The organism is Agromyces protaetiae, assembly GCF_030866785.1.
In the GTDB taxonomy this organism is placed as follows: Bacteria; Actinomycetota; Actinomycetes; order Actinomycetales; family Microbacteriaceae; genus Agromyces; species Agromyces silvae.
Map to the genome: position 1 here is coordinate 2,272,826 of NZ_CP133018.1, position 16,995 is coordinate 2,289,820.

Genomic DNA, 16,995 nt, shown 5'->3' on the forward strand with positions numbered 1-16,995 from the left:
ACTTCATGCCGGAGTCTGTTCGATGACGGGAGCAGACAGCAGATCGAGATCGATGCGACCCGACACAGAGCGATGCAGCACCGCGCTCGCGATCCGGTCGATCGCGGCTAACGATTCGCGGGGCGATACGGCGAGGTCGAGTGGCACCTCGGCGATCTCAACGCCCGAGTGGATGACTCGGCGGGTGATCGCTTCCCCACCCTGCGCGTAGACGAGCAGCGCCTCGGTCACCTCTAGCGCGGTGCAGTACGCGAGCATCTGGTACTTGTCCGCGTTCGGATAACGACCGGACGCGTCGGCCGCCTTGTACTTCGCATCGAGCACCGTGCGGGGGATGCCTCGGTCGAGGTGGACGAGGTCGACCGCCATGGGTACCCGCGAGCGGCCATCCGTGCGTTCGGTGTCGAGGTGTGCGCGGTACTGCGCTGCGAGCCGAGCGCCGCGACGCGCGAACGCCTCGCCGAGCGCCACGGTGACGAAGTCTTCGAACACCTTCCACATCGAGACTGCGAACGCAGCGACCTTGATGCCGCCATTCCCGTTCTGCGCTGACGAATTGGCGAGAATGACCTCGGCCAACCGCAGCACGGGGTGGTAACGCTCGTTCAAGCGAGTTGCCCGCCACTCGGGTCGGCGTTGGTTCGGGCGCAGTACCGCCACCCCCGAGAGCCGGTTGTCGAGATGTGCGAGTCGCGCGCGAACACCTCGTGCAATGCCGGGCACGGCGCTCATCCGCCTGAGGGCGGTTCGCAGGATCTGGTTCTCGGCGATGTCGACGAGGTAGTCGTCGTAGCTCACCTCGAGGGGCACGGCGCGCCCGGGGCGCGCGCGAAGCTGGTCGCCCACGCGGATTCGGCCGCGCACGACCATGGAGGACTCATCGACCGTGCGGTACCCCTGCAGCACGCCGTGCATCAGCGCATGGTCGGCTAGGCGCGCGAGACTCTCCGCGAGCGCGGGCCACAGTTCGTCGTACCGTTCCGCCTCGACAGTCTCGGGGCGGAATCCGGGATCTGCGGCGTACCCCAGCATGAACACGAGGTGTCCGAGCTTCACCCGCCGCTTCGGCCAAACCTCGACCTGAACGTCGCCAGCTCTTACCGCCCCAACGAGTCCGGCCGGACGAACCATCCAGCCCTGCTCGAGATCAGGGCGGAGGTCGAGGAACCCCGTTGCGCTGAGCGCCGCTGCCTCGGCTCGCGTGAACTCTGCTCGCACGCCGAAGGCCGCGGATTCGTCAAGCTGGATCCGACGGAGCTCGCTCATTCCGAATCGATGCCCGTTTCAGACGGCCCGGTTGGACCCACTGACTGTACGGCTCGCCCTTCGTACTCCGCTGTCCCAGTATCGACCGCGAGGTCGACCGGTCCCAGCCTTCGCGAATCGACCGCGCGCAGCAGCGCGTCGAGCCCGAATTGCTCACGGATCACCTCGGGCGATCGCTGCCCGTAGTAGTGGTCCTCGAGCAGCGGCAGGATGTCGTACTTCCAGATCCGTTCGAGCCCAGCCTTCGTGCTCGCGCTCGTCCTCATTAGGAATGACGGCCCAATCTGCAGGTCCCGCTCGTCGATGCGCGAGTTGAGCTCGGCGAGCAACTGCGCCCGCAGCGTGTCGACATGGTTCGCCCGCAGGTACGACTCGAGCACGCTCTTCGTCGGCTCTACCGCCGGGTGCAACTCGACGAACGGGAACCGCCTCCGGATCGCCGCGTCAACCAGCGAGATCGAGCGGTCAACGGTATTCATCGTGCCGATGATGAAGAGGTTCTTGGGCAGGCGGAATTCCTCGATGTCGCCGCTGTACTGCAACCGCACGGCTTCATTCCGGTACTCCAGTAGGTAGTACAGCTCGCCAAACACTTTCGCGAGATTGCCACGGTTCATCTCATCGATGATCAACACGTAGGGCGCATCGGCGTTCTCGGCCAGCCGCGCCTCGTCGGCGATCTGGCGAAGCGGGCCGGGCTTTAGCTCGAAAGTGACGGTTCCCGACTCGGTCGATGGCCGAAGTCCCTCGAAAAAATCCTCATACGCGTATGACGGATGGAACTGTACGAGACGAACCCGGCTGCGGTCACTGCCGACGACGTGCCGAGCGATCGCCTGCGCCACGTAGGTCTTGCCGGTGCCCGGAGGGCCGTAGAACACGAGCTGCTGCCGGTCTTGCAGCAGCTCGATGATCTCCTGCAGGCTCGGGCGGGGCATGTGCAGCGATGCGGCTAGTTCGTCGGTCCCGGCCGGGAGCTCCGGCACCGTGGCAACGGGCGGAGGAAGTGGCGGCTCATCACCCGACAGGTCGTCATCGTCAATGCGACGTTCGGGCGCGAGGTACTGGTCGAGCACACCGAGCGCACTCGTCACGTCGACCACCGCTCCCTGGCCATCGAGCAGAGAAGGCAGGGGCTCGGGCAGATCCTTCAGGCCGGGTGCGCTCGCTGACCAGGCGGCTGGTCGACGCAGTCGAGACGAACCGCCCTCGACGAGTTCGGCGTCGCCGAGGACACTTCCCACGACCAACGCGTCGTCGAGGATACCGACGATGACGTCGTCGGCCGACATCTTGAGGATGAAGTCGGAGTACTCGCGCACCAGCGTCAGGCGCTGCGCGTACGTGAGATGGGCGTAGCCCGACTCCACAGCGGCGCGGATCGTCGGCTGTGCCGCGGTGGCGACATCCAGCTCGAGGTTCGTTGCGGGCAACGACACGAAACCGTCGTCGAGCCACGACTGCACGAGAGCCGCGCCGCCCTGTTTGGCCCGGACGAGCCACGCTCGCCGACCTGCGCTGGTCTTCACCTCCCACTGCGAACGGTAGGGCTCGCGGTACCAGTGCACTCGACTGCCAGCCGCGTCATCGACCTTCGTGCGGATCGCCTCGAGGTCTCGGTTGATCGCCTCCTCATCGTTTCCAGACGCTCCCCCGATCTCGTGCGCGAAGGCGTCGCGGATGAGCTTGCGATCCGCCGCCCGGACGACGGCTTCGTATGAGCCCGGCCACGTCAGGTAGCAGATCGATGCCCGGATCGCCGGCGAATCCTTCGGCGTCGTCGCCACGAGCGCGCCGAACGCCCAGGGGTTGCCGAGCGCCGCGCGACGTTGGTCGTCGGTCGCATCGAACCAGGTTTCGACAAAACGGCACATCCACAGCAGCTGCGCCCAGACCTGCACCTTGAAGCCGACGCCACCGCGGAACACCCCCGGCAGTTCGACTGCCCGGCGCATCCAGTCCGGCGTGGCTGGGCGCGAAGGCGCCCACGAGAGCACGCGATCGACGCGCTCGATCTTGGTCGTCGGCTTGAAGTCGCTCAGCGGCAGTACATGGACGAACAGCAGTTCCGCGACGAAAACGAGTAGGTCGTCGGATTCGCTGCCGATCTGATCCGACAGCTTCTCGAAGAACGACCGGTCGCCGAGGTCGGCATTCTCGCCACCGACGAGAGCCGAAAGCCGGCGGGCGTTCTCGCGGGTCCACGTCGGGCGACCGAGGATCGGAGAGGGCTCGCCGCGGAGCCCCGCGCCCAGCACGCGCCACGCCGCATCTTCCAGCTCTGGGCTGGGTCCGCTCCCCCGGTCGATTGCGTCGGTCATGCTGACTCCTTCTCCGGATGCCTCGGGCCGAAGCCGGGCGCGGGATCGAGGGACGATACGAATATGGTTCCCTCGTCGATGCAGCGCTGTATCGCGTCGTAGTTTTCAAGGACTAGGCGCTTGGTGCGGTACTCACCGAACTCGGCCTCATCGCTCCTTTTCACACTCCAGAAGCTGTCCATCATGTACTCGAGTTCGTCCCGCGATGTGCCGTAAAGGTGGAAAAACGCGGCCTCGATCTCGGCCCGCATCAGTTCGCGGCGGCGCGTGTTCCAGACGAAAGGCGCAACTCCATCGTCGAGCACTCGTCCCCAGTCGGCCATCGCCCACGACGTGTAGACGAGTTCGGCCAGTCGAGGACGCAGCCATTCGCCCATGCTTTGTCCCGCCCAATGAACCGTGGCTTGAAAGCTGTGAGGAGAGAGTACCGGGAGCTGATTTGCGATGAAGAAGTTGACGTGGCTGCCACCGACCTTGAGGCGAGCGACAAAATCGAACACATACGAACTCAGCAGAGGCACCAGCATCCACCCATCGGGACCGGCCGTAACGATTGGAAGATTGTTTCCGACCGCGGACACAGGCCACATCGAACTCACAATCGTTCGCTCGTTCGTTGCATTTGTGGTGTCTCGGAACCCAAACCAGGGCCCGACCTGGCCAGCTTGCTTCTGAACCTCGCGCTCAGCTACCCAATAACGAGGCAATGACTCGAACTCCGGCGACGCCTTCTCGTCGTCTGTGACTCCACGGATATCCTCGCCATCCATGGTCGCCCATCGATGGTCGTAGTGGTGGACCATCTTTCCTTCGTATAGCGGGAGCATCCGCTCGTTGCCACGATGAAACACGTTGCCCACGAGAACCCAGCCGTCGGAAGCGAGATCATCCCGGGTTCGGAAGAGCTCTGAATCGCTCGTCATATTGAAGAGACCCTGTATCAGAGAAACCCCCCAAGGATTGCCATGCTCCAAGTCATTCCTGTTTATCCAGATTGGCGCGCGTCGGTAGATCGCAAGCGCAAGCTCTGCATCATGTCGAGTACGAAACACGGGCGCCGTGCCCGTATTCGGGTTCAGCAACAGAATCTCCTCGGACGAGAGGGCGAATCGCGCAACCCCAATGCTTTGCGGGTTATTCAAGAAGAACGCGAACTGAGCGCGATCGATCGAGCGATCTCGCCCACCCATCGCGAGGATGCAGAACTTTGTGCGCGAGTCGACCGCCCCGAAGAGCTTCTTCGTGTTGTCAAAGTCGTACAACGCAGCTAGCGAAGATGATCTGACGATGTCTTTGAAGAAGTATTGAGTGTTATCGTCAGTCGCGATACCTGTCTGGACGATCACACCCGAACACCCAAAGGGCGTGGTCAATGTCCGGAAAAGTTCAGCAAAGACGGCGTACATGTTTACGCGTCCACGCCCAGTTAGCGGGTACCGACCGTTCGCAGTGAACTTGCGCAGACCGTCGATGCGTCGCTTTTCAGTTCGATACTCGCGATCGAGGATCGGATCGGTCTCGGCGAGCCTAGCAATAAGCGCCTTTCGCTTCGAACCAGTGGCGCGAGCGATCTCCTCATCGCGCGAGGCGAAGAACTCCTTCTCCCGTAACTCGATCTGTTCCCACGGCGGGTTGCCGAGCATGCATGAGAATCCGCCTGCCCAACCGTCCGGCCCGGCATCTTGCCCCTCCAGTTCGCCGAAGATTTCGGGGAACTCGAGGTGCCAGTGGAAGAACTGGTACTCCCTCGACAGCGCTTCCACATGAGCCGCCGTTACAGCGTGCTGCCTCGCACCCTCCGTCGTCGCCAGGTCGTCGACGACGGCGGTCGTCGGTGGCGGCGGGGCATCCATCACCAGCGGCCAGACGAACGCGGCAGCCCAGGCATCCGCTCGCAGCTGGAGCACGCGCCGCTCGGGCGATGCCATCAAGGCATCCCATTCCGCTCCGCGCGAGCGGATGCTGGCGAGGTCGTCGGTGGGCGCGGTCAGTCGACCGCGTGCCGCCGCGTAGGTCTTCGCGAGTTCGGGGTCGCTGAAGCCGCCGAGCAGGCCTTGGCCCTTCAGCTCGATGCCGTTGCGCTTGCGAACGCCGGCGGCGACCTTCTTGTCGTCGCCCTCGATCTCCTTGAACGCGTCGGTGGGCACGCCCGCCCTGAGCAGCGCCGGAGTCGTACCGAACAGGCTGTTGCCGATACGGATCCGGGCGTCGAGGAAGCCGAGGGGTTTCCCCGGCTCGAGCGCTTCGAGCCAGAGCGAGACCTTTGCGAGCTCCGCCGCGAGGTCGTTCATATCGACGCCGTAGATGCAGCGCGCGACGACGTCGTGCAGGGCGTGCTGCACTGTCTCGGAAGTCGGCTCGTCCTCGCCCGAGCGCACCTGCGCCAGCCGGCGCGCGATGCGCCGTGCCGCGGCGACCAGGAAGCCGCCCGACCCGCTCGCGGGGTCGCACACGGTGACGGACAGCAGGTTGCGTTCCTTCTCCTCCGCCGTCGTGCCCGACGTGACCGCGTCGTCGAGCACCGGGTCGAGTGCCGAGTCCAGCAGCGCGGAGACCAGCGCCGGAGGCGTGTAGTAGGAGCCGGTCGTCTTGCGCTCGTTACCCGAGAGGTGCTCGAGCCGGAATTCCTGAGTGTCGAGGTCGACCCTGGGCACCAGCTCGAGCAGGGACTCGTAGACCCCGCCGAGTTCCTCGGCACCGAGGTGGCGGTAGTCGATCGGTTGCGTGCGCTCGTTGCGGAGCTTGATCCACGCGAGATGCCGCATCGCGGTGAGGAGCGCTTGGTTCGTCAACTCCGCGCCAAGCAGCAGGTCGCGGTTCGGAGCATCCTCGATGTCGGGTGCGCGCCGGTCGGGGTCGAAGAGCCCGCCGAGTGCCGGAACGCCGAGCTGAGGCATCCCGTTGCCACCGAGTGCCGCGAGCACCATGCGCAGCGACCGCCACAGGTCGGGGTGCACGCCGCCCGAACGGAGCCGTGAGAGCTTTCGCAGCCTCACCGTCGAGAAGTACTGCTGGTAGCGCTCGCGCGCCTCGGCCGGCGCCGCCGGGTCGAGCAGTGCGCCGCGGTCCTCCGCGACGAACGCGAAGAGCAGCCGGTAGATGAGGCGCAGCAGCGCCTTGTGGTACTCGCGGTCGCTCAGGATGCCCCGGTGCAGCGCCGCACGGAGCCAGTCGTTCTTCGGGTTCGCGAGGAACCCGGTGCCCAGTGCCTTGATCGCTTCCTCAACGCCGCGACGAAGATCCTCCAGCGCACGTGTGCCGGCCTCAGCGGCCTCGGATCGCCATGCCTCGAGCCAGCAGTCGGCCGGGCCGGCCTCGGTGCCACCACGCTTCTCGACACGTGACTGGTGGCACAGCAGCCAGAGCATCTGGAACTCGGCGTACAGCTCGCCGTCGAAGATCGCCTCGAGGTCGAACTCGACGTAGGCGGAGCCTGCGAACGCGGTCGAGTCGCGCAGCAGCCGCAGCCGCACGCCGTTGCTCAGGATGCCCCAGAGGTCGTCGTCGGTGCGGTTCAGGTACTCCTGCAGCATCGCCTGCGGCGCGCGTGCCGCGCCGGCGATGTTCGCGTTCCGCCGGTCGAGGTCGGCCCCCGGGCCGAGCAGGTGGATCGGCACGTGAGCCCAGCGGTGCGAGATCGGGTACTCGGTGCCCTCGATCGTGACGGCGGTCGCAGCAGGCAACCGCCCGTATCCGAGTTCGTTCAGCAGCACGAGCAGCCAACGGTCGCGCGCGCGGCCGGTGCCGGCCGCCGTCGCGTCGGTCGCCGCCGCTTCGCGCCATGCGCTCCATGCACCCCGCAGGTACGACCAGGCGCGAGCCGCGGCATCCCGAGGCTTCTCGTTGCCGACGAGGTGGTACGACGACGACGACAGGCTGGCAGGGTCACTGAGTTCGTTCGCCTGTATGCGCTGCATGAGCGCAGCGGGCAGCACACCGCCGACCACCTTGATGGCCTGCAGTTCGCCGCTCACGCGGACACCTCCGGACGGTACATGTAGACCCCGAGGATGTCGGGAGGAGTCTGGGCGCGCACGGCGAGACCACGAACGACGAGGTCGCCGGCACGGTCACCGCGCGCGGCCCGGCGCACGGCCGCGTGGTCGTCGCGGAGCTGGCCGGCGACGCTCGATGCCTGCTCGGACAGGAGCCGCTGCAGAGCCGGGATCGCCCCGGTGACCACGGAGAGTGTGTTGCGAGCGAGGTCTGGCGGGGTATTCTGCGTCGGCACACTGAGCAGCAGCCGGTCGATCTCGGTGGGATCGAGCCACGACGGGTCGCTGGGGCGTCCGGTGAACGCGACAATCCGGGCCTCCTCCGCGAGGCTGGTGCGCTCGCCGCCGCGCGTCGGAAGCACGAGGTGCGTTCGGAACCGCACGAGCAGCGCGACGGTCATGGTGTCGACGGCGTCGGTGGTGATCATGCCGGCTCGCCTCGCCGGGCGCTCCCGCTCGGGAAGCTGCGCGTCGAGGGCCGAGTTGAGCACGTACTCGGCGAGCGCATTGACCGTCGGGTCCGTTCGGTGCAGCACCGCCGAACCCTTCGGCGCCGGAAGATCCGGCGCGAAGGAGGTGATCACTCGACCGCTCGCGCTTCTCAACGCATCGCTCAGCGCGACGGGAGCCATGGCGAAATCCACGTTGAACCCGCCACCCGGAGTGTCGGAGACGAGCACGTCGAGGCCGAGCATCGCATCGCGCACGAACTCCGCGACGTCGCCGGGCTCGCCGAGGCTCCGCCGTGCGTCGCCGAGCGCTTGCATCACCTCAGCCGGGCGGATGCTGGCCTGCGCGAACCGGCTTCGGCTCGCCTTCTCGCGCTCGGCGCTTGACTCCCACTCGGCGTCGAAGCTCGTGATCGCGGGTTCATTCAGCCCCAAGTCGAACTCGAGCTGCTCATTGCCCTTGCCGCGGAGCAACGCCCCCTCCACCAGCGCGCTCAGCACCTGGTCGCTCTGCGCGGGCACCGGCACACTGATGCCGAGATCGCGCCTGATGCGCTCATGCTTGCGCAGCAGCACGTCGAGCACGATGCCGTCGATTCCGTTGTCACTGCCGTAGATCGTCTGGGCGCGCACGATGTCGCGAGGCTGGCCGAACCGGTCGACGCGACCCTCGCGCTGTTCGTGCCGGGTCGGGTTCCATGCCAGGTCGTAGTGGACGACAGCCTGGAAGTCGTCTTGCAGGTTCACGCCCTCCGAGAGGCAGTCGGTGGCCACGAGGATGCGATTGTCGCCCTCGGTGCGCTCGGCGAGCGCGGCGATGCGCGCTGCCCGCTCCTCCGACGGAAGCTCGCCGGTGACGACCTCGACCTCCACGCGCTTGAACGCACCGGCGAGGTACTCGCGTACGTATTTCGCGGTCTGGATAAATCGGCAGAAGACGATCGGGCTGTAGCCGTCGCGCAGCAGTGCCTTCACCTGGCGCTCGAGCAGGGCGAGCTTCGCGTCATCCGATGGATTCGCGACGAGCGCGTTGGCACGCTCGGCCAAATCACGGAGCATCCGCGACTCGCTCTCATCGTGATCTGCGCCGGGGGCGACGTCGGCGGCGTCGGCACTCTCGTCCTCGTACTGGTCGAGGACCTCGGCGGCGCCGACCTCGTCGGCCTCGCGCTCGGTCGCCGCCTCTGTGCTCGCCGCCCGCGTGCGAAGCGTCATCGCCGCAGCTGCCGGCGAAGACGCCATGGCGCGGAGCAGCGCGAGGGCGGACCACCACCGCACGCGCTGTTGCAGCTTCGTGCCGGAGGTGTCCTGCACCTGTCCGCGCACGTAGGCCAGCACCTCCTCGAAGAGGTCGGCGTGGCTGCCAGAGAGCTTATAGGCGACTTCGCTTGTCTGTCGGTCGGACGGAAACTTCGTGTCCTCGTCGAGGTAGCTGCGGATGTCGGCGCGACGACGCTGCACCATGTGAGAGGCCAGCCGACGACGACCTTGATCCGATGCGAGGTCGGTCGTCTTCAGCTCGGGGTCGAGCAGTCCGATGAGGTTGCGGAACGCGCCATCGTTGCCGGAGTGCGGTGTGGCGGTCGTGAGCACCAGGTGCCGATCGGGATCGTCGGCGAGCGCACGCACGAGCTCGTACCGCTGGGTGCGACCGCCGGAGCCTCTGCCCGAGTCGTCGACCGCGACGCTGTGGGCCTCGTCGACGATGACGAGGTCGGGCGCGCTGTTCTGGAACTCATACCGGCGCCGGCTCACCTTGATGAAGTCGAGCGAGACCACCGTGACGGGGTATCGCTCGAAGACCGACTCATTCATGGTGAGCCCGCGCTCCAGTGAAGTGATGGTGCTCGGCAACACCAGCTGGGCGTCGAGGCCGAACTTCTCGCTGAGCTCGCGGCGCCACTGCTCCGCGAGGCTCGGTGGGCACAGCACCGCCAGGCGCTTCGCGCTGCCCTGTTCGAGCAGCTCACTGGCGATGAGGCCGGCCTCGACGGTCTTGCCGATGCCGACGTCGTCGGCGATCAGGAGCCGCACGGTCTCCTGGCGAAGGGCGAGGAGCAGCGGGACGAGCTGGTAGGGCCTCGGGTCGACGTTGAGCCGTGCAAGCGAACGGAACGGGCCACCGGTCGACCGGAAGCCGATGCGGAGGGCTTCGCGGAGCATCCGTGCCGAGCGGGCGTCGCCACGGTCGTCGGGCGACGGCGCGTCGAAGGTCGCCGCGGTCACCGCTTCGACCGCGGGCAGGAGCCCTGCGACCTCGGCATCGGAGCCACCGAGCGGCTTCGCGACCACGAAGTCGGCGTCGGAGCCCGGAAGGACCACCCAGTCACGCCCCCTAGCGTTGACGAGCGAACCGATGGCGAATGCGGTCGTCGTGGTCACGCGGCACCCTTTCCGAATACGGAGGCGTTCGCCTCGATCACATGCTCGAGATCGTCGTTGGCACCGATGGAGACGACATTCCAGCCGTCCCAGCTGAGTTCGGTGACATCGGCTTGGCCGTGCCCCTCGAAGACGACGACGGCGCGCGGGTTGTCGTAGGCGAAGTCGACGATGAAGCCGCCCACCTCGTCACCGAGACGCTCGGGCAGATGGAAGCCGCGCTCGCGGAGGATCGACAGCATCGCGCGGGCGCGGTCGCCGAGGAGATCCTCGTCGGTGAGCGGCTGGGATTTCGGTGCTGGACCTGTCGAGGATGCCGCGCCGGTGCCCGAGGTGGTGGGAACCTGAGGCGCGGGGGGAATGTGTGCCAGCGGCTTCGGAGTCGTGCCTGCGCGGGCGAGCCGAAGGAACAGCGGCACGATCTCGCGACGGTCGATCTGCTCGTGCCGGTTCTGGTTCGAGTACGAGAGCAGACAGCGGTAGCAACCGCGCACGCACGAGTCGGGCGTCTCCGCGCCGGTCTCCGGATCGACGTGCATGATCCGAAGCGCCTCGCGCGCGACCTGCGCGATCGCGTCGGCGTCAGCCTGCAGCCGACGGAGAGCCCCGGCGCCACCCTCGGCCGCCTCGGTGAGAAGCAACCGCCCGCGTTCCTCACCGTCGGGAAGGAGTTCGCTCGCAAGCTCGGAATCCTCGAGCTGGAACCGCGCTTCGATACCACGCTCGAGTGCGTACTGGGCGGTGATCGCCTGCGTCTCAGAGAGGGACTCTGTCCAGCGGAGCACGACGATGTTGCGGCGGTCCTCGACGTACGGGGTGACCATCGCCTTGGTCTTCACATCCTCAGGCCGAGGGGTCTCGTCCTCGTCCTCGTCGGTCTCCGTGTCGATCTCCGAGGCCTCACGTTCGCTCAGCCACTTGCCCCGGACGGTATCGAGCCAGAAGCCGTACTGGTCGGGATTGCGCCGCTTGCGTCGGCCGAGATTGGTGATCCGGATCTCAGCCGCGTCGCCGTAGGAGACGTCGAGGATGGGGTCGCCCGAGGCATCCGCCACGGTCGATTCGGCCTTGCCCGGGTGACCGGCGCGTGGGACGAACCGGTAGGTCGTGCGGAGTTCGTAGCCGATGCGGTTGCGCTCCTCCTCATCGGCGCTGATCCGCTCGCGGCGACGCGTGATTACGGTCTGCAGCTGCAGGAGTCGCGTCCACGCGGGCGGCAAGGTCGCGCCGCACGACTCGCAGACATCGAACGCCTTCGCGTCGAGGTGATGCGTGCCGCAGTTGCCGCACACCTTCGCGTCAGACAGGGTCACGTCGGTGGCCGATTCGCCGCCCTCGCGCGGAAGGCTGATCCGCGTGACCTGGTACCGAGCACCTTCGTGGTAGATCAGCGAGTTCGGGCCGAACTCACTGATGGCGAGGAAGCGCGGACGCTGGAGCCAGCTGCTGTCGCGGCCCCCGAGCCCCGGAATAAATGCCGCAAGCGGCAGGCGTGGGAAGGAATAGCCCGGGAGGAACCCCTCCGAAGCGAGGTACCGGTAGGTGTAGAAGTCGGACTGGTTGAAGCCCTGCCCGCCGGCATCGTTGAGCAGCAGGTCGATGCGCTGGCGGGCCTCGCGCATCCGCCGCTCGGCTTCCTCACGCTGCTTGCGGCCGGCCGAGACGTTCGATACCTGGCCGTACGCCACGTCGCGCTCGGCGACCGCCGACGCGTACAGCTGCCGCCACCGGTCGCACGCGCGGTCGAATGCCGTCGGGGCTCCATCGATGACACCGTCGATCCAGCCGTCGAACCACCAGCTCGAGGCATCCAGCGTTGATTGCAATGGTGCGAGCACGCGAGTGGCCGCCGCGCGAGCCCGATTCGAGACATCCGGCGCGCCCAGGTAGGCGGCCAGGGTCTCCTTCACCGGCAGCTCACCGCCACCCTGCACATCGAGCACGTCACTCAGGGATGACCCGAGCCCGTGCCGCGTCGGGGCGAGCGCCTCCGCGAGCCAGACGGCGTGGACATGGGCGCGGACGAGATCCTCGTTCGCCAGGTCGAGTCGCGGGGGCAGCACCTGACCGGCCACCATGAGATCCGAGCGCTCGAAGTAGTACGCGTCATGAGCGTTCCCGGAGGCGCAGTAGGTGACCACCAACGCCGGCTGCCCCGAGCGCCCAGCGCGTCCGCTGCGCTGCGCATAGTTCGCCGGCGTCGGCGGTACGTTCCGCATCGCGACCGTGTTCAGGGCCGCGATGTCGACACCGAGTTCCATCGTCGGCGAGCAGAACAGCAGCGGGAGGGCCGCGGACATGAACGCTTGCTCGCGATCGATCCGGATATCGGCGGGCACCTGAGCCGTGTGCTCGGCGGCCCGGATGCCGGCCAGCTCGGTGGCGTGCTCGCGATAGAGGTCGCGGAAGTACTCGACCACCCGTGGACGCTGCTCGTTGTCGAAATGGCGGCGCACCGGGTCGGATGCACCAGTTGTGCCGTCGCCCGCCTTGAGCGCGATCGCAGCCGAGTTGATGCGGTAGCCGCTGGTGTGCTCCTCCACGACGCGCTTCACGACGCCGGCGCGCTCGAGTACTTCGAGCAGCGAGGCGATCACGTCGGTGGCGTCGTTCGTGGTGAGCTTCAGCCCGAAGCGTTCCGGCTGAGCCACCCACTTGCCGTAGGCGCCCCGACCGGTGAGCGTGAGGATGGAGCGCGCTCCGCCCTGCTTTCCCGGCTCGGGGCGGGCGACCCCGACCAGCGGCGGCGGCTCGAGCTCGCCGAGAGCCCAGAGGCCGGCAAGCCGGGCCCGACTGTCACGCTGGAGCCGTTCGAACGCATCGCGCCCGAGTGCCTCCGAGTCGATCGCGAGCACCCGACGGAACTCGTCGAGCAGCACCGTCGCGGCTTCGAGGCGCTGCCCTGGCGCAGCATCGCGGAGTACCGAGTGCGCGTCCTGCCACCGATCCTCGAGGTCGACGAGCTCCTCGACGTCGGGGTAGACGACAGCCATGAGGCCGGACTGCTCAAGATTCGGCAGTGTGACCCGCCAGCCGCGCTGGAGGTCCGCGATCGCACGGAACTCCAGCACGTTGCGGAGCGCGCGCTCACCTGCCCTGCGCCCGAGACCGTCCGGTGCCAGCAAGAAATCGAAGGGCTCGAGCGCCAGAGCGTCGAAGACGGCTTGGCCGATGTCGAGCAGCTCGATGCCGTCCGGTTCGGCCCGAAGCGCACGGTAGAGCGCTCCGCGGAGCTGGACCACCTGGACGAAATCGTTGAGATGGCCGGCCTGCAGCGAGGCATCCTGACGGTTGTCGACGAAGGTGAGGAGCTTCCTCGCCTCAGCCGGTAGCTCATCCGCCGGGAACTCCTTGAGGGAGGCGATCAGCGAGGTCGCGAGCACCGTCATGGCGCTCGAACGGCCCTCACGGTCGAGGGTGACGAGCTTGGTGTACTCGCTCGTGCGCGGCGCCTCGTACGACACGGCGCACTTGAGGCAGAACCGGAAGATGCCGGGAACCCATGCCGCGAGCGTCTCGCCTTCGGGAACCTCGTTGTCACCGAGGATGGTCACTGCCCCGTTCGGATGGACCGACACGCGTTCGGGACCGCGGTCGGCCATCGTCCGCGTGACTGTGACGCCTGCTGCCCCCTGAGTCAGCCAGGAGGCAGGGAGGCGCCCGTCGGAGATCGGATTCGCCGGCCACGGCAGGTCGTCGGAGATGTACAGGTACCCGTCGCCCTGTTCAGCGACCCTCAGCTGATGTCGGGCGAGCGCGATGCCGTTCTCGCGGTGGACCATGAGGTAGTCCTGCCCACACTCGCGACAGAACGCGAGCGGGTAGAGGCGGCGCTCACTCTCGCCCGGCAGCACGAGCTGGAACACCGTCTCGATCGCCCGCGTCGACACCGGTTCGGCGGTCGCGTAGACGCTTCCGCCCTTCGAAAGGAACTGGTGCAGGCGGAAGGCGAAGAAGGAGCGGCCCGAGCCGGTCTTGACCCGCGACCCTGCGAGGAGCGTCGCGCGGATGGCGTTGCCGCAGCGCTCTCGGTCGACGCCGGTCTGTTCGCTCAGGTCACGGCTCGCCGCCTCGACGGTCTGAGGGCGCCGCCGGACCAAAGGTCCATCTGGGCTCTCGCGCACGACGCCGAACTCGCTCTCGACCCAAGCGGCAAGCGGATCGGTCGCGAGCTCTTCGACCGTGGGGTTCCAGGCCGGTGCTTCGATCTCGCCGCGTGCGCGGACCACGGATGCGAGGGGTGAGGCGTCCCTGGCGCCTTCCTCGGTGGCCGCTTCGTCGGTCGCCCGGACGAGCGTCTCGGTGATGACGGAGCGCGGAAGTACCTCTGTACCGAAGATGCGCGACGCGACCTCGGCGACGTCACGTCGCTGCTGGTCGAGTGTTCCACCGCTGGACATCGTTGCCGACGTGCCGATGCATTGCAGCGTGTCATCCGCCTGACACGCTTCGCGCACTCGCCGGACAAGCATGCTGACGTCCGCGCCCTGCCGGCCGCGATAGGTGTGCAGCTCGTCCAGCACGAGGAACTCGAGACCTTCGGCGGCCTTGATGAGCGATGCTCGCTCGTCGGGTCGAGTCAGTAGGAGTTCGAGCATCACGTAGTTCGTGAGCAGGATGTCGGGCGGATTGCGGAGGATCTCCTCACGGTCCTCGGTTGACTCCTGACCGGTGTATCGCCGGAAGGTGACCGGCGCCCGGCCGTCGAACCCGAAGTGCAAGAACTTCTTCAGTTCCTCGAGCTGGCTGTTCGCGAGAGCGTTCATCGGGTAGACGACGATGGCCCTGATGCCTTGGCCAGATCCACTCCGAAGCACGCGATCGACGATCGGCACGATGTAGGCGAGCGACTTCCCGGACCCTGTGCCCGTCGTCAGGACGTAGCTGGCGCCGGTCTTCGCGACTTCGATCGCGTCGCGCTGGTGGCGATGGAAGACCAGCGCGCGGTTCCCGCGATCGTGCTCGCTGCTCTTCACTCGGAAAACCTCGCGGCAGGTTTCATGGAGCAGACCATCGTCGGCAAGCTCGTCGACCGAGCCGCCGGAGGCGAACGACGGGTTTAGCGAGAGCCAGGGGTCAGGCCACTGAGCGCCGCGCGCGCTCTCGGCTACGAGGGTCTCGCGCAGGCGCCTCTCCTGCACCTCCACGAAACCCTCGGTAAACCGACGGTAGTCGTGAATGAGGTCTCGGTGAATGGAAAACGCGTCCACTCAGCACACCACTTCGTCTTGCAACAAGAACTGATCCTCCGGCCGGCGCCGGAACGAATACAGGGGCGGCGCTACGTTGCCGACTCTATCGAGTACGCCTCCGCAGGTGGGGGCGAACCGCGGTGACGTGCCTCGAAGTGGGGTCGGTGAATCAGAGCGCCGCGATCCTACCCGAACGACGGACACAACGTGTCAAGTCTGGTTCGGTCACTTCGGAACGGTATCGTCGGCCGCTCGCCCCGCCGCCTCACCAGTTGATGTGCCATCCGGTGCTGGCGTGCGCCGTCGGCTCGCCCGACATGTAACCCCGCCATCATTGATACTGAATAGGACAGCCATCGCCCGCCGAGCATGTGAGGTCCGATGCAGCACCGTCCACGTTCGGTGCGCTTCCGCTCGACTGGTCAGTGTCTACGACGCGACTCCATTCTCTGAGGCGGATGCGTATCTTCAGCATCACGGCAGGCCCGCGTTCGAGCGCAGCTAAACTCCGACGGCCGCCGCCGCGCTGCGAACGGCCGCGTGCGGAGTTTAATGTGGCGCCGCCCATAAGGCTCGGATCGTCCTCAAAGTACCCCTGCGCGGCGCAACCCGTTTGGTGCGGCACCACTACATCCACTCACCGTCGTACAATCGCACTTCGACCGCCCGCGTCCCTAGAACGAACCGAGCTGTCAGCGGCCGCAGCTCAGTCACCACTCAGCGCGATCCTGCGGGGACGAATTCGCGTGACCACCCGCCGATATTCTGCGTCGTCACAACCGTCGAACCGACCTTCATCAAGACCTCCTCCTTTCCGCGCTCGCCCTGAGCCGCGGCAGTCCGTTCATGCGCGGCTGACCTGCGATGCAGAAGAAGTGCGATATACGCCGAACCACCAACGACCTGCTTGCCACGGTTCCGGGAGACGCGGCCGGCGTTGGTGCGTCCTCGCGGGACGCACCGCCACCGCGGTCGGTGCGGACGAAATCCGGTGATTTGATGGTCGGGTGGAGCACATCGCCCCCGGCGCCGGATGTCACCGAAGCTGTCCACCACCGATGCACACAAAGGCTGCAACAAGTGCGAGAAGTCTTGCAGTCAGCTCGCACGCTGGTGGCAGATGAGCCGAGGCGTTGGGGCCGAGCGCGCTTTTCGTCTGGTTCTCTGAGCTGGCGAAACTTGCTGCACTTGTCACACTTGACGGGGTGGGGGCGGGACTTCCCCGAAGTTCCAGGGATCCTGCCTGTTGTAAGTACTCTCCGATTTCTCACCGGCTTGTCGCAAGTTGGACCAATGGTCGCCCTCGAGGGGTTTGTCAGGGCGGGCGGAGGCCCTCAGGCGGAGCGGAAGGGGGCCAGCCCGCATCAGCGGATGCGTATCCTGGCAGAAG

5 protein-coding genes are annotated in these 16,995 nt (G+C 66.7%); all 5 read right to left on the bottom strand.

The window, feature by feature from the left end:
- Positions 1-3: 3 nt before the first annotated feature.
- Genes QU602_RS10555 through QU602_RS10575 form a run of 5 tightly spaced genes read right to left on the bottom strand, consistent with a single transcriptional unit; the run spans position 4 to position 15,623 of the window.
- The gene (locus tag QU602_RS10555; protein ID WP_308796404.1) at positions 4-1,266 is read right to left on the bottom strand and encodes an McrC family protein; all 1,263 of its coding nucleotides are present in this window, start codon (positions 1,264-1,266) and stop codon (positions 4-6) included.
- Positions 1,263-3,524: an AAA family ATPase gene (locus QU602_RS10560; protein WP_308796405.1), complete on the bottom strand. Its 2,262-nt coding sequence runs from the start codon at positions 3,522-3,524 to the stop codon at positions 1,263-1,265. Before QU602_RS10560 ends, QU602_RS10555 begins: the two co-directional genes overlap by 4 nt.
- 59 nt (positions 3,525-3,583) lie before the next feature.
- On the bottom strand, positions 3,584-7,561 hold the full coding sequence (locus QU602_RS10565) for an Eco57I restriction-modification methylase domain-containing protein (protein WP_308796406.1): 3,978 nt from the start codon (positions 7,559-7,561) through the stop codon (positions 3,584-3,586).
- Positions 7,558-10,413, bottom strand: coding sequence for a helicase-related protein (locus QU602_RS10570; RefSeq protein WP_308796407.1), 2,856 nt, complete (start codon positions 10,411-10,413; stop codon positions 7,558-7,560). Before QU602_RS10570 ends, QU602_RS10565 begins: the two co-directional genes overlap by 4 nt.
- A complete protein-coding gene (locus QU602_RS10575; protein WP_308796408.1) occupies positions 10,410-15,623 on the bottom strand; it encodes a DEAD/DEAH box helicase in 5,214 nt (1,737 codons plus the stop codon). The genes QU602_RS10570 and QU602_RS10575 overlap by 4 nt, the downstream gene beginning before the upstream one ends.
- Positions 15,624-16,995 lie beyond the last annotated feature (1,372 nt).

Excerpts from the sequence above, each read along its gene's own strand:
- QU602_RS10555 (WP_308796404.1), bottom strand. The coding sequence starts at position 1,266 with ATGAGCGAGCTCCGTCGGATCCAGCTTGACGAATCCGCGGCCTTCGGC.